Annotated in this window: 13 protein-coding genes; 4 read left to right on the top strand and 9 right to left on the bottom strand. The window is 45.7% G+C overall.

The features are described 5' to 3' along the window. Positions 1–18: 18 nt before the first annotated feature. From sstT to cdaA, 5 genes are all read right to left on the bottom strand, one after another. Positions 19–1224 carry a serine/threonine transporter SstT gene (gene sstT, locus P7J58_RS07050; protein ID WP_408555596.1) on the bottom strand — a complete coding sequence of 402 codons (1206 nt, stop codon included), beginning with the start codon at positions 1222–1224 and terminating at the stop codon, positions 19–21. Positions 1225–1385: 161 nt separating this feature from the next. Then, the gene (locus tag P7J58_RS07045; protein ID WP_009910410.1) at positions 1386–2930 is read right to left on the bottom strand and encodes an ABC-F family ATP-binding cassette domain-containing protein; all 1545 of its coding nucleotides are present in this window, start codon (positions 2928–2930) and stop codon (positions 1386–1388) included. A gap of 162 nt (positions 2931–3092) precedes the next feature. Next, on the bottom strand, positions 3093–4442 hold the full coding sequence (glmM, locus tag P7J58_RS07040) for a phosphoglucosamine mutase (RefSeq protein WP_029943625.1): 1350 nt from the start codon (positions 4440–4442) through the stop codon (positions 3093–3095). Positions 4443–4454: 12 nt separating this feature from the next. Then, positions 4455–5159, bottom strand: a complete 705-nt coding sequence (locus P7J58_RS07035; RefSeq protein WP_012775246.1) for a YbbR-like domain-containing protein — start codon at positions 5157–5159, stop codon at positions 4455–4457. Next, positions 5149–6003 carry a diadenylate cyclase CdaA gene (gene cdaA, locus P7J58_RS07030; RefSeq protein WP_332441188.1) on the bottom strand — a complete coding sequence of 285 codons (855 nt, stop codon included), beginning with the start codon at positions 6001–6003 and terminating at the stop codon, positions 5149–5151. The genes P7J58_RS07035 and cdaA overlap by 11 nt, the downstream gene beginning before the upstream one ends. A gap of 179 nt (positions 6004–6182) precedes the next feature. Between cdaA and murT the strand changes: the two genes are divergently transcribed. Further along, the gene (gene murT, locus P7J58_RS07025; RefSeq protein ID WP_408555597.1) at positions 6183–7526 is read left to right on the top strand and encodes a lipid II isoglutaminyl synthase subunit MurT; all 1344 of its coding nucleotides are present in this window, start codon (positions 6183–6185) and stop codon (positions 7524–7526) included. Beyond that, positions 7526–8314 (top strand): lipid II isoglutaminyl synthase subunit GatD, encoded by a 789-nt coding sequence (gene gatD / locus P7J58_RS07020; RefSeq protein ID WP_029189034.1) that lies wholly within the window; start codon positions 7526–7528, stop codon positions 8312–8314. The genes murT and gatD overlap by 1 nt, the downstream gene beginning before the upstream one ends. A gap of 240 nt (positions 8315–8554) precedes the next feature. On the opposite strand, the gene P7J58_RS07015 is transcribed toward gatD, so the two are convergent. From P7J58_RS07015 to P7J58_RS07000, 4 genes are all read right to left on the bottom strand, one after another. Continuing rightward, positions 8555–9382, bottom strand: a complete 828-nt coding sequence (locus tag P7J58_RS07015) for a putative RNA methyltransferase (RefSeq protein ID WP_408555598.1) — start codon at positions 9380–9382, stop codon at positions 8555–8557. A 1-nt stretch (position 9383) separates the two neighbouring features. After that, positions 9384–9860, bottom strand: a complete 477-nt coding sequence (locus P7J58_RS07010; protein ID WP_408555599.1) for a helix-turn-helix domain-containing protein — start codon at positions 9858–9860, stop codon at positions 9384–9386. A 195-nt stretch (positions 9861–10055) separates the two neighbouring features. Continuing rightward, positions 10056–11954: a ribosomal protection-like ABC-F family protein gene (gene abc-f / locus P7J58_RS07005; protein ID WP_408555600.1), complete on the bottom strand. Its 1899-nt coding sequence runs from the start codon at positions 11952–11954 to the stop codon at positions 10056–10058. A 224-nt stretch (positions 11955–12178) separates the two neighbouring features. Next, the gene (locus tag P7J58_RS07000; protein ID WP_373604566.1) at positions 12179–12262 is read right to left on the bottom strand and encodes a hypothetical protein; all 84 of its coding nucleotides are present in this window, start codon (positions 12260–12262) and stop codon (positions 12179–12181) included. Between P7J58_RS07000 and P7J58_RS06995 the strand changes: the two genes are divergently transcribed. Together P7J58_RS06995 and P7J58_RS06990 are read left to right on the top strand one after the other, a co-directional pair. Continuing rightward, positions 12249–12422 (top strand): hypothetical protein, encoded by a 174-nt coding sequence (locus P7J58_RS06995; RefSeq protein WP_153962734.1) that lies wholly within the window; start codon positions 12249–12251, stop codon positions 12420–12422. The genes P7J58_RS07000 and P7J58_RS06995 overlap by 14 nt on opposite strands. A 51-nt stretch (positions 12423–12473) precedes the next feature. Next, on the top strand, positions 12474–14002 hold a 1529-nt coding region (locus tag P7J58_RS06990; RefSeq protein WP_408572572.1), incomplete at its 3' end, for a hypothetical protein.

Genomic DNA, 14002 nt, shown 5'->3' with positions numbered 1-14002 from the left:
TGGTCTCCCAACTTCTTTCTATTTTTTCCAGGCAGAGCGTTCTGCTACAACTGTAAACAAAACATCGGTCGATGAATTGAGGGCTGTTTCACAAGAGTCCTGAATCACTCCGACCACAAATCCGACTCCAACAACCTGCATGGCGATTTCATTTGGAATACCAAATAGGCTACATGCTACTGGAATGAGGAGAAGCGAACCTCCTGCTACACCTGATGCACCTGCAGCTGATAGAGATGCGACAACAGATAAAAGAAGGGCCGAACTGAAATCAACACTAATGCCAAGTGTATGAACAGCTGCCATTGTTAAAATATTAATCGTAATAGCTGCGCCAGCCATATTAATTGTGGCACCGAGCGGAATGGATACTGAGTATGTATCTGGATCCACTCCTAAACGTTTGCAGAGCTGCATATTGACAGGGATATTAGCTGCTGAACTTCTTGTAAAAAATGCCGTAACCCCACTAACCCGAAGACATTCAAATACCAACGGGTAAGGATTTTTTTTCATTACAAGAAAAGCAATCAAGGGATTGACAACAAGCGCGACAAAAATCATACTTCCAACCAAGAGTAAGAGCAGTAAACCATAGTCTTTTAAAGCTGTCAGACCATTATTTGCAATGGTATCGAAAACCAATCCCATGATACCAAATGGTGCCAGACCAATAATCCAGCCTACAACTTTAGAAGTCACTTCTGCCGCAGATTGCAATAAATCTTTGGTTGTCTTGCTTGCATGACGAAAGGCCAAGCCAAACACTGCCGCCCATGTCAAAACACCAATATAATTAGCCGTTGCAAGAGCATTGATCGGATTGTCGACTATTTTCAATAACAAATCTTGGAATACTTCAGCAATACCTTGTGGAGGGGTAATGTCCGTAGTCGTTGTAGTAGAAAGAACTAGTTTAATAGGGAATAAATAGCTTGCTCCTACAGCAATGAAGGCCGCCGCAAAAGTACCAAATAGATACAAGCAGATAACTGTCCTCATATTCGATTTTTGACCAGCAGGAGCTTGTGATAGAGCATGTGCTACCAAGGTCAGAACCAAAAGAGGGGCTATAGCTTTCAATGCTCCTACAAATAGACTACCAAAGAGAGAAATCATCGTGAACTGTGGAACACTCAATCCCAAGACTAATCCTAATACTACCCCAATACTGATTTTCCGTATTAAACTCATCTTTTTCCAGATAGAGATTATATTTTTCAAACAATTACCTCCAAACAAATATTTTTCCATAATAGCAGAAAAACGAGGCTTGGTCAATAGAATAAAAAATGAGTATCAGGTAGTGAAAATTTGAAAAGCATGCAATAACATTTTCGTCTTTACAAACTGAACCAAAAAGCTACCTTTCGATAGCTTGTTTCTTAAGTCAATTCATTAAAGTCCCAAACATCGTCCACCCAGCCTTCATAGAAATCAGGCTCGTGGCAGACCATGAGGATAGAGCCCTTGTAGGCTTGAAGGGCACGTTTGAGTTCATCCTTGGCATCCACATCCAAGTGGTTAGTCGGCTCGTCCAGAACCAAGACATTGTTTTCACGGTTCATAAGCAAGCAGAAACGAACTTTAGCTTGCTCACCACCTGAAAGGACTTGGATCTGACTTTCGATATGCTTGGAAGTCAGACCGCAACGAGCCAAGGCTGCCCGAACTTCCGCCTGGTTAAGAGCAGGAAAAGCATCCCAAACGGCTTCCAGCGGGGTCTGACGATTGCCTCCAGCTACTTCTTGCTCGAAATAGCCTAGTTCCAAATACTCCCCACGTTCCACAGAACCGCCCAGCGGTGGAATAATCCCCAGCAAACTTTTAAGAAGAGTGGATTTCCCGATACCGTTGGCACCGACAATGGCAATCTTCTGGTTGCGTTCAAAGGTCAGATTGAGCGGTTTACGTGTCAATACACGGTCATAACCAATTTCCAAATCAGTCGTTTGGAAGATAAAGCGACTTGGAGTTCGAGCCATTTTGAAATCAAATGATGGCTTTGGTTTCTCTGCTTGAAGCTCAATAATCTCCATCTTATCCAGCTTCTTCTGACGAGACATGGCCATGTTTCGAGTTGCAACACGAGCCTTATTACGGTTAACGAAGTCCTGCAAGTCTGCGATTTCCTTCTGCTGGCGCTCATAGGCTGCCTCTAACTGAGCCCGCTTCATAGCATGTACTTCTTGGAATTGGTAATAGTCGCCTGTGTAACGAGTCAAGAGCTGATTTTCCACATGGTAGACAATATTAATCACATCATTCAAGAAAGGAATGTCATGCGAAATCAAGACAAAGGCATTTTCATAGTTCTGCAAGTAGCGTTTGAGCCAGTCAATATGCTCTGCATCCAAGTAATTGGTCGGCTCATCCAGAAGCAAGATGTCAGGCTTTTCCAAGAGCAATTTTGCCAAAAGAACTTTAGTCCGTTGTCCCCCTGATAACTCCGTCACATCCTTGTCCATGCCATAGTCCATGACACCAAGCGCACGCGCTACTTCGTCAATCTTGGCATCAAGTGTATAGAAATCACGGCTTTCCAGACGGTCTTGCAGCTCACCAACCTCTTCCATGAGGGCATCCATATCGGCACCCTCTTCTGCCATAGACATGTAAATATCATTGATACGAGCTTCTGTCTTGAAGAGTTCATCGAATGCTGTCCGCAAGACATCACGGACTGATTGACCCTTTTCTAGTTTAGCATGCTGGTCTAAATAACCTGCCGTTACATAACGTGACCATTCAACCTTACCTTCATCTGGCTGCAATTGCCCTGTTACAATAGACATGAAGGTTGATTTTCCCTCACCATTGGCACCAACAAGACCGATATGTTCTCCTTTTAAGAGACGGAAGGAGACATTCTCAAAAATCGCGCGGTCACCAAACCCATGACTTAAATTCTTTACTTCTAAAATACTCATATTTCCTCACAACATCAAAGAACTGGAGTAACCAAACTCCAGTTTTTACATTTATTTTCGCAGTCTTGAGTGGAACTTCTTCGCCTATCAGCTGTGAAATTCCTACTCAACCTTGCGGGGGTTAGACAACGAAATCAAACTCTACGAGTTACTGATTTCTGCTTAAATTCCGATTTCCGCACGGACCACATCGGCAATGGTGTCCACATAGTAATCGACTTCAGCATCCGTTGGCGCTTCTGCCATGACACGCAAGAGGGGCTCAGTACCACTTGGGCGTACCAAGATACGACCGTTGCCAGCCATTTCTGCTTCCATTTTTTCAATGATAGCTGCAATAGCAGGCACTTCCATTGCCTTGTCCTTCATGCTGTTTTCCACACGAATATTGACCAATTTTTGTGGGTAAATGGTCACTTCTGCTGCCAATTCTGACAACTTCTTACCAGTTTCTTTCATGATTTTGGTCAATTGCACAGCGGTCAACTGGCCGTCGCCTGTGGTGTTATAATCCATCAGAATCACATGTCCTGACTGCTCACCACCGACATTGTAGCCTTCCTTGCGCATTTCTTCAACCACATAACGGTCACCAACTGCGGTCACTGCTTTTTCAATACCTTCACGATCCAAAGCCTTATGGAAACCAAGGTTGGACATAACTGTGGTCACAATGGTATTTTTAGCAAGTAACCCCTTGTCTGCTAAGTACTTGCCGACGATATACATGATGCGGTCGCCATCAACCAAGTCACCATTTTCATCGACAGCAATCAAGCGGTCACTGTCTCCGTCAAAGGCAAGTCCAATTTGACTACCTGTTTCCTTGACCAGTTCTTGCAATTTTTCAGGATGAGTTGAGCCAACGCCTTCATTGATATTTAAACCGTCTGGATGTTCAGCCATAACGGTCAAATCAGCTCCCAAATCCGCAAAAATTTGACGAGCAGAGGTTGAGGCAGCGCCATTGGCAGTATCCAAGGCAACTTTCATACCTTCCAGCTGAATACCTGTTGAAACAAGGAAGGATTCGTATTTACGCAAGCCTTCTGGATAATCTACCACATCACCCAAGCCTTGTGCAGATGGACGAGGAAGTGTATCTTCTTCAGCATCCAAGAGAGCTTCAATCTCTGCTTCCAAAGCATCATCCAACTTGAAGCCGTCACCTGCAAAGAATTTGATACCGTTATCTTGCGCTGGGTTATGACTTGCAGAAATCATGACACCTGCACTTGCTTTTTCAGTTTTGACTAGGTGGGCAACACCCGGTGTCGCCAAAACTCCCAATTTATACACATGAATCCCTACTGATAGAAGTCCTGCAATCAAGGCAGCCTCTAACATTTGACCTGAGATACGTGTGTCACGCGCCACAAAGACACGAGGAACATCCGTCTCATGCTGGCTAAGGACATAACCACCAAAACGACCCAATTTGAATGCTAATTCTGGCGTTAATTCTACGTTTGCTTCTCCACGGACACCATCTGTCCCAAAATATTTACCCATTTTCATAACCTCTTATTTTGTTTTTGTAAGTATAATTTGCATATTTGCTTCCGTCTGAGACAGTACAACTGGCAAGACATTGCCGTCGCTATCTACAGCCTGTAATTTAGCTGTACCACTATAATTCTCAGACAGATTGCTCACATCCATCGCAACAGCTTCGACCCGATCAATCTTAGCCATTGTTTCTTCATCCGTTGTCACTTTAACGGTATCTACGTTGACCGAAACCTTAGACAGACTGTAACCTTCTGCCAATTGATTACTATATACTCTACCAGCTACCGGGAATGCCTTGCTAACTTTTTTACCAATCTTAACGGTAATCGCATCAGGTGCTAGTGTCGCACTCACTCCTGCTGGCAAATTAGTCAATTGTAACTTGACAGTCTGTGTCCCATCACTCAACTCTCTCAAATCCGCAGTCACTTGAAACGTCCGAGTTGACTCATCGGATTCTCTCTGTAGGAGAACACGATTAGAGCCCCTTAATTCAACTGCTACCGTCGAAGAAAATCCGGAAATAAAATACTTGTTTGTATCATATTCAATCTCAATCGGTACATTGCTCAGTGTGTGAACATAGGTTTCTGACTCCGTGTTCTGTGCAGCTGATTCTGAATTTTTATAGTTGGTGGTTGTTGCATAGAAAAAGAGCAACAATGCTAGAAAAATAGATAAGGCTAAGTGACCTACAGCTTTAAACTTATCGTTCATGTTTGTCACCTCCTAATCGCTTCCAGATGGACTTCTTCTCTACATTTTCAGAAATAAAAGTCGCTCGCAACTCTGCTTCAAACTCATCCAAAGTCAAATCATGTTTAAATATCCCGTTTCGTGCAATAGAGATACTGCCAGTTTCTTCAGAAACAATAAATACAAACGCATCAGATACCTCCGATAAGCCAATGGCTGCACGATGTCGTGTTCCAAATTCCTTTGAAATTCCTGCGCTCTCTGACAGGGGCAAATAAGCACAAGCAACAGCTACCTTGTCTTCCTTGACAATTACAGCCCCATCATGTAGCGGTGTATTCGGGATGAAAATATTTATTAACAATTCCTGAGATATATCCGCATTGAGTGGAATCCCCGTTGCTCTATATTCTTGCAATGTCTGGGCTTGTTCTACTGCCACAAGTGCACCAATTTTACGCGGAGACATATAAGCAACCGATTTGAGAAAAGCAACAATTAACTTTTCTTCTGCACTCACTGTATTTGTCCCAAAAATCTGAGTTGTTCTACCGAGTTTTTCAAGCATAGCACGCAACTCTGGTGCAAAAATAACTACTGCTGCAATAACCCCATACGTGATCACTTGATTAATCAGCCAAGCAATCGTCTGCAGGCCGAATAAACTCGCTATAATCTGGACAATAATGAAGAGAAAAACCCCTCGAATCAATGTCATAATTTTAGTACCTGCAATAGACTTACTAAAATTATAAATCAAATAAACAACTATACTAATATCAATTAGGTGCAACAATGCGGTCCAAGGACTGGCTATCAAACTCGACCAATACCCTGTATCCAGTAACTGGTTTAGGTTTAACATATCATTCTCATACTTTCTAACTCATACATAGTAATGTACCCATTATACCATATTTTCCCCTTTTCTTTAGAAAATAGTGACCTTCCTGTTAAAAATAGTACAGATTTACTGCAGGAATATATCACGTTCCAACACACTCCATTCTAGAAAATCAGTGACCTTTATGATAAAATAGTCCCATGAAAATAAATACAGCTTTGGGTATTCTAGCAGGAAAAAGCTCCCAGTTTATTCTGAAAAAACTGGGTCGAGGCACCACCCTGCCAGGTAAGATTGCCCTTACATTCGATAAACATATTTTAGATAGTTTGGCTAAGGATTATGAAGTCGTTGTTGTGACAGGTACCAACGGTAAAACCTTGACCACCGCACTGACAGTCGGTATCCTTCAGGAAGCATTTGGAGAAATCACGACCAATACCAGCGGTGCCAATATGATCACAGGAATTACGGCAACCTTTTTGTCTGCCAAGAAAAATAAAAACGGCAAGAAGATTGCCGTCTTGGAGATTGACGAAGCAAGTCTTGCCCGTGTAACCGACTTTATCAAGCCGAGCCTGATTGTCTTTACCAACATCTTCCGCGACCAAATGGATCGCTACGGTGAGATTTATACCACCTACCAGATGATTTTGGACGGGGCTGCAAAAGCTCCGCTGGCAACTATTTTGGCCAATGGTGATAGTCCACTTTTTAACTCGACAAACGTTATCAATCCAGTCAAATACTACGGTTTTGCGACGGAAGAGCATGAGCCACGTCTGGCTCATTACAATACCGAAGGCGTTCTCTGTCCGCATTGCCACCAGATTATCCAGTACAAGCTCAATACCTACGCTAACTTGGGTAGCTACATCTGTAACAACTGTGGCTTTAGCCGACCTGAACTGGACTACAAGTTGACCGAACTAAAAGACATCACCAATACCTCTTCTACTTTTGCTATTGACGGACAGGACTACAAAATCAACATCGGTGGGCTTTACAATATCTACAATGCCCTAGCAGCTGTCAGCGTAGCAGAATTTTTCAGTGTATCTCCTGAAAAAATCAAGGCAGGATTTGACAAATCCAAGGCAGTCTTTGGTCGCCAAGAAACCTTTAAACTCGGTGATAAGGATTGTACCTTGGTCTTGATTAAAAACCCTGTCGGTGCAACCCAGGCTATTGAAATGATGAAACTGGCTCCATACGATTTTAGCCTGTCCGTCCTTCTCAATGCCAACTACGCTGACGGTATTGACACCAGCTGGATTTGGGACGCTGACTTTGAACAAATTACCCAAATGGACATTCCACAAGTCTTTGCAGGCGGTGTCCGCTCGTCTGAAATTGCCCGTCGCCTCCGTGTGACTGGCTATCCAGAGAACCAGATTACTGAAACGCCGAAACTGGAAGACATCATGACCTTGATTGAGCAGTCCAGCAGTCAGCAGGCCTATATCCTCGCGACCTATACGGCTATGCTGGAATTCCGTGATTTGCTGGCTCAACGCCAAGCCGTTGGAAAGGAGATGAAATAATGGTCTATACGTCATTAAAAAGTCCTGAAAAAGACTACACTTACGATCTCCACATCGCTCACCTCTACGGTGATTTGATGAACACCTATGGTGACAATGGCAATATTCTCATGCTTAAGTATGTGGCTGAAAAGCTCGGTGCTCGTGTTCAGGTGGACATCGTTTCGCTGACAGATGAATTTGACAAGGATTTCTACGACATCGCCTTTTTCGGTGGTGGACAGGACTATGAACAATCTATTCTTGCAAAAGATTTACCAACTAAAAAAGACAACCTAACAGACTTTATCGAAAACGACGGTGTCATGCTGGCTATCTGCGGTGGCTTCCAGTTGCTCGGTCAATACTACATCGAAGCTGGCGGCCGTAAGATTGACGGACTGGGTATCATGGGCCACTACACCCTCAACCAAACCAACAACCGTTACATCGGTGACATCAAAATTCACAATGATGAATTCAACGAAACCTACTACGGTTTTGAAAACCACCAAGGCCGCACCTTCCTAGCTGACAACCAAAAACCGCTGGGCAAGGTCATCTATGGAAATGGCAATAACAAGGAAGACGGTGGCGAGGGCCTACACTATAAAAACACCTTCGGCAGCTACTTCCACGGACCAATCTTATCCCGCAATGCCAACCTAGCCTACCGCTTGGTCACTACTGCCCTCCGTAAAAAATACGGACAAAACATCCAACTTGCTAGCTACGCTGACATCCTCAGCAAAGAAGTCGCTGAAGAATACGGCGATGTAAAAAGCAAGGCAGAGTTTAATACTCAATGAAAATCAGAATCAGACTAGCACCAAAGGTTTGGGGAACCTTTGGTGGTTGGAAATAGAGCGAACATCGTTCGTGTCTATATGGCGCAGATAGAACTCTGTCACTTTATTATTGTCAAGTGACAGGCTGGAAACCTCCGCTGGAGCTTTCCACTCATCAAATCAACAACGTCTGACTTTGATTTTCGAAGAGTATGAGAAATAAAGCAAAACCGCTTCTGGTAACAGAGGCGGTTTCATTTTTTATATCGTTCCAACCAAAAGCACACCCTCCACCGTAATCTCAGTCAACTGGCTCAAATCCAATTTGGACTGGTCCACTTGGAAAAAGAGGGGCGTCATGTCTGCCAGGACTTGAGCATGGGCAGCTGTAATCGGCAGGGTCTGGCTGACCATCACTTGCTCCACCTGCCCCAGGTAAGACCTGAAATGGTCCACAATATCCTGGTTATCATAGGATTCCTTGCGGAGTTGGTCTTTGGCTAAATGGCGGAGCTCCTTGAGGTGATTGGGGCCTGGGACCAGCTTGAGAATAGCTCCACCAGCTTTCAGCACTCTGGCAAATTCCTGATAATTAGCTGGGGAAAAGATGTCCAAGATGCCGTCAATGGTCTTGTCTTGAATAGGCAACTTGGTCAAGTCACCGACAAACCATTTGACAGACTTGCTGCTGTCAGATCTAGCTGCTAGGAGTATGGAATCCTTGGAAATATCAAAAGCAAGAATGTCCAAGTCCATTTTCTCGGCTAACTTACGGGAATAAAAGCCCTCCCCACAGCCGATGTCCAAGACAGACTGCAAGTCCAGCTCTGCTATTTTCCCCTCCAAAGCCTCATAGAGATGATCGTAATAGCCCGCCTCTAAAAAGGCCTGGCGGTTTTCAAAGCTAGACTTGTGGTAGTTGGCAGACTGCTTGACCTGGGGTGCCAGATTAACATAGCCCTGCTTGGCGATGTCGAAGGTATGGCGGTTGGGACAGCGGAGGCTGTTGAGGTCAATACCAAGAGCCTGCCCACAATGTGGACAGGCGAAAAATTGGTCGCTATTAAGGAAACGTGGGTGTTTGGTCATGTTAGGTATTTTCTTTTCTAAAGCGGTGTAGAGCTAGTCCTGATAGGAGCGTGGCAAGGACTCCTGTAAAAACTAGCAAGTAGCCGACTGGAATGAGATAAAAATTTTCATGTAGAATGCTCTCGGCATCAATATATTCGACCGAGTTTGCCTTGATGACAAAGCAGACGAATCCGAGAAGCATGAGAAAACTACCAATAATGGTAATGGTCAGGTGCATCTGGGTACGGCGGCCTTCACGACCGTCCTTGACTAGTTTTTCTGTCATGTTGTTCATGTCAGTTCCTCCTAAGATAAGTTGATCTAGGGAGATTGAAAAGACAGAGGACATGAGAATCAAGAGTTCCAAGTCAGGTAGGTTTTTGTCATTTTCCCAGTTGGAAACAGCCTGCCTTGTCACATTGAGTTTGAGGGCAAACTGTTCCTGAGTCAAACCATTTTTCTTGCGTAAGTCTTTGATTTGTTGTCCAAAGTTCACTTCCTTCTCCTTTCAGGACCTGGCTTACAGGCCCTGACTTTATCTTAGCTTGTCGGTCGATCTTTGCCAAGAAAGGCTGGCTTGCTCTAACATTTTTGACCGCAAGGTCATATTGCGGTAGACTTTTTCCAGCGCAAGTCCTGCTTGTAATCCTGTCCTATCAAGGTATTAGGTTAGTATCAACTTCCTGTCAACCTAGCCAAGCTGTTCCGATAAGTCTTCCCATTCTTCCATGAGGCTTTCTTGTTGGGCTGTCAGTTGGTCGATTTCTTTCTGGTAATCGGTCAGCTGGCCAATGTCATTGGTTTCTAGCATGGCTTGGTTAAGCTCGCTCAGGTGGTTTTCGATGTTCTCAATTTCTGCCTCGATTTGCTCGATGCGGCGGGCCAGTTTGCGTTGCTCTTTTTGGTTTTCCTTTTGGGCTTGGTAGTCCATGGCTCCGGCTGATTGGCTGGTACTTTCTAGCTGGTCAGGCTGGACTTCTGCTTGCTGCTCTGCCTTTTTCTCCAGATAATAATCATAGTCGCCCAAGTAGAGCGCGGAGCCAGTTTCCGAGATTTCTAGCACCTTTGTGGCGACGCGGTTGATGAAATAGCGGTCGTGGCTGACAAAGAGCAGGGTGCCGTCAAAATCGATGAGGGCATTTTCCAGGACCTCCTTGCTGTCGATGTCCAGGTGGTTGGTCGGCTCGTCAAGGATGAGGAAGTTGTTGTTTTCCATGGACAGCTTGGCGAGAAGCAGGCGAGCTTTTTCCCCACCAGATAGCATGGACACGGACTTTTTGACGTCATCGCCTGAGAAGAGGAAGGCTCCAAGGCGGTTGCGGATCTCCACTTCAGGTGTGGTCGGAAAGGCTGACCAGAGCTCCTCCAAGACGGTGTTGGAAGGCGTCAGGGCCGACTGGGTCTGGTCGTAGTAGCCCACTTCCACATTGGCACCTAACTTGGCTTCCCCTTTGATAAATGGCAGAGCTCCAATGATAGACTTGAGCAGGGTTGTTTTTCCGATTCCATTCGGACCGACAATGGCAATGGCATCGAGTTTCCGTTGGTCAATGGAAATAGGCTGAGAAAGTATTTCTCCATCGTAGCCCACCGCAGCATTTTCCACTGTCAAGACAATATTGCCAGAAGTCTTGTCCGACTGGAAAGTCATGTTAGCTGACTTGCTATGGGCAGTTGGCTTGTCCAGTCGGTCCATTTTTTCCAGTTTTTTCCGTCTAGCCTGAGCACGCTTAGTGGTCGAAGCACGGACAATATTTTTCTGGACGAAGTCTTCTAACTTGGCAATTTCCTTCTGCTGCTTTTCATAGTTTTGCAACTCCGTTTGCAACTTCTGTTCTTTGAGCTCGACAAACTGAGAATAATTGCCCACATAGCGGTCCAAGGAATGCTTGGTCAAATCCAGTGTCAGTGTCGCCACCTTGTCCAAGAAATAGCGGTCATGGCTGACAATAATCAAGGCTCCCTTGTAATGTACTAGGTAGTTTTCCAGCCAAGCAATCGTGTCAATGTCCAGGTGGTTGGTCGGCTCATCCAGCACCAATAGCTCTGGGCTTTCAAGAAGCATTTTTGCCAGTGCAAGACGAGTATTCTGACCGCCAGAGAGTTCGGAGATTTTCATGTCCCACATGGTCTGGTCAAACTTGAAACCGTTCAAAATAGCACGAATGTCCGCCTCGTAGCTAAAGCCACCTGCCAGACGAAATTCTTCTGACAGACTATCGTAGGTCTTCATGAGCTGGTCAAGTTCATTACCAGACAGACTGCCCATTTGCTCTTCCATAGACCGCAGGCGTTTTTCCGTCGTCCGCAGGTCGTCAAAGACATGTAGCATTTCATCGTAAATTGTATTTTCCGACTCAAAACGGCTGTCCTGCGCCAGATAAGAAAGCGATAGATCCCGTTTGGTAGAAATTTCACCACTAGTTGCTGCTTCTTCTCCGACAAGGATTTTAAGAAGAGTTGACTTTCCAGCCCCATTTTTTCCGACAAGGGCAATCCGATCCCGCTCGTCCACTTGAATGTTGATATTGTTAAATAAAACTTCGCCCGCAAATGAGCGTTCAATCTTGTTTCCACTTAGAATAATCATAGCAATATTGTACCATAAATTAGCCGAACCATGACACCTGCTATTCACCAAAAATATAGATAGCCAATCCTTCTACCCAAAAAAGCTCTATAATGTCGTCAATGGTTGAAACCACTAGCGAATTATAGAGCTATTTTTGTATGTTCTTTTTAAGTTGGTCCTGACTAAAATTTGCCTACCTTATTTCAATCATCCTAGTTCCAACTACAGAACAACACATCGTACTAGATTTCATCGTCTTCTTGATCCTTCCGGCGACGTTTAGCTAGAAGCGCAAAGGCTCCTCCTAACATTGTGGCACTCAACAATCCTGATACTGAGGACTGGGTCTCACCTGTATTAGGTAGCTTAGTTGCCTTCCGATTCACTGGTTTTGCAACTTCAGAAGTCATCGCAGACATACTTGCTGACGTGGACGCCGATGTACTTGCGCTAGTTGAGACACTTATGCTTGCTGACAACGATTGAGAGGTACTTATGGATTCAGATACCGATTGAACATCAATTTTTGGTAATTCCATGGAAGTACCACCAGCATTTGATACAATCCAAATCTCTGACGCACTTGTCGAGGCAGACGTACTTGCCGACATTGACGCAGACGTGCTGGCTGACGTCGATGCGGACGTGCTGGCTGACGTTGATGCACTTGTGCTGGCGCTAGTTGAGGCAGACGTACTTGCGCTGGTTGACGCAGACGTGCTTGCCGACGTTGAAGCCGAAGTACTTGCACTCATTGACGCGGACGTGCTCGCGCTGGTTGAAGCGGACGTACTTGCGCTCGTTGAGGCCGAAGCACTTGCACTCGTTGAGGCGGACGTACTTGCACTTGTTGAGGCGGACGTGCTTGCGCTGGTTGATGCCGAAGTACTTGCGCTGGTTGACGCAGACGTACTTGCACTTGTTGAGGCGGACGTGCTGGCGCTGGTTGATGCCGAAGTACTTGCGCTAGTTGAAGCGGACGTACTTGCACTTGTTGAAGCTGACGTGCTTGCAGACGTCGAGGCGGACGTACTTGCGCTCGTTGAGGCTGAAGCACTTGCACTCGTTGAGGCGGACGTACTTGCTGACGTTGAGGCAGATGTGCTTGCGCTGGTCGATGCACTGGTACTTGCGCTAGTTGAAGCTGATGTACTTGCACTTGTTGAGGCACTGGTACTTGCGCTGGTTGAAGCGGATGTACTTGCACTTGTTGAAGCAGAGGTGCTTGCCGACGTTGACGCGGACGTACTTGCTGACGTTGAAGTACTTGTACTTGCGCTGGTTGATGCTGAAGTGCTTGCTGACGTCGAAGCAGATGTGCTTGCACTCATTGAAGCGGACGTACTTGCGCTGGTTGAAGCACTTGTGCTTGCACTTGTCGAGGCAGACGTACTTGCCGACGTTGACGCAGACGTGCTGGCACTCGTTGAAGCTGATGTACTTGCCGACGTTGAAGCACTTGTGCTTGCGCTTGTCGATGCTGACGTGCTTGCACTCGTTGAGGCAGACGTGCTGGCGCTGGTTGAAGCACTTGTACTTGCACTTGTCGAGGCGGAGGTACTTGCACTCATTGAAGCAGATGTACTTGCGCTGGTTGAAGCGGACGTGCTTGCACTTGTTGAGGCGGACGTACTTGCCGACGTTGAGGCAGATGTGCTCGCGCTGGTTGAAGCACTTGTACTTGCACTTGTCGAGGCAGACGTACTTGCACTCGTTGAAGCGGAGGTACTTGCCGACGTTGAAGCACTTGTGCTTGCGCTTGTCGATGCTGACGTGCTGGCTGACGTTGAAGCACTTGTGCTTGCGCTGGTTGAAGCTGACGTACTTGCACTTGTTGAGGCAGATGTGCTTGCCGACGTTGAAGCACTTGTACTTGCACTTGTTGATGCAGACGTACTTGCGCTAGTTGAAGCACTTGTACTTGCGCTGGTTGAAGCGGACGTACTTGCTGACGTTGATGCGGAGGTACTTGCTGACGTTGATGCGGAGGTACTTGCGCTGGTTGAAGCGGACATGCTGGCTGACGTTGATGCGGACGTGCTGGCACTTGTCGATGCAGACGTACT

The sequence above is a fragment of the Streptococcus suis genome, assembly GCF_046032535.1.
GTDB lineage: Bacteria > Bacillota > Bacilli > Lactobacillales > Streptococcaceae > Streptococcus > Streptococcus suis_AK.
Note: the sequence above shows the minus strand (reverse complement) of the source record. Positions and strands in the feature narration are given on the sequence as shown.

What these genes read in the sequence shown, in the direction of transcription:
- murT (WP_408555597.1), top strand. Translation starts at nt 6,183, where the DNA reads ATGAAAATAAATACAGCTTTGGGTATTCTAGCAGGAAAAAGCTCCCAG.
- cdaA (WP_332441188.1), bottom strand. Translation starts at nt 6,003, where the DNA reads ATGTTAAACCTAAACCAGTTACTGGATACAGGGTATTGGTCGAGTTTG.
- glmM (WP_029943625.1), bottom strand. Translation starts at nt 4,442, where the DNA reads ATGGGTAAATATTTTGGGACAGATGGTGTCCGTGGAGAAGCAAACGTA.
- P7J58_RS07015 (WP_408555598.1), bottom strand. Translation starts at nt 9,382, where the DNA reads ATGACCAAACACCCACGTTTCCTTAATAGCGACCAATTTTTCGCCTGT.
- P7J58_RS07045 (WP_009910410.1), bottom strand. Translation starts at nt 2,930, where the DNA reads ATGAGTATTTTAGAAGTAAAGAATTTAAGTCATGGGTTTGGTGACCGC.
- gatD (WP_029189034.1), top strand. Translation starts at nt 7,526, where the DNA reads ATGGTCTATACGTCATTAAAAAGTCCTGAAAAAGACTACACTTACGAT.
- P7J58_RS07035 (WP_012775246.1), bottom strand. Translation starts at nt 5,159, where the DNA reads ATGAACGATAAGTTTAAAGCTGTAGGTCACTTAGCCTTATCTATTTTT.
- abc-f (WP_408555600.1), bottom strand. Translation starts at nt 11,954, where the DNA reads ATGATTATTCTAAGTGGAAACAAGATTGAACGCTCATTTGCGGGCGAA.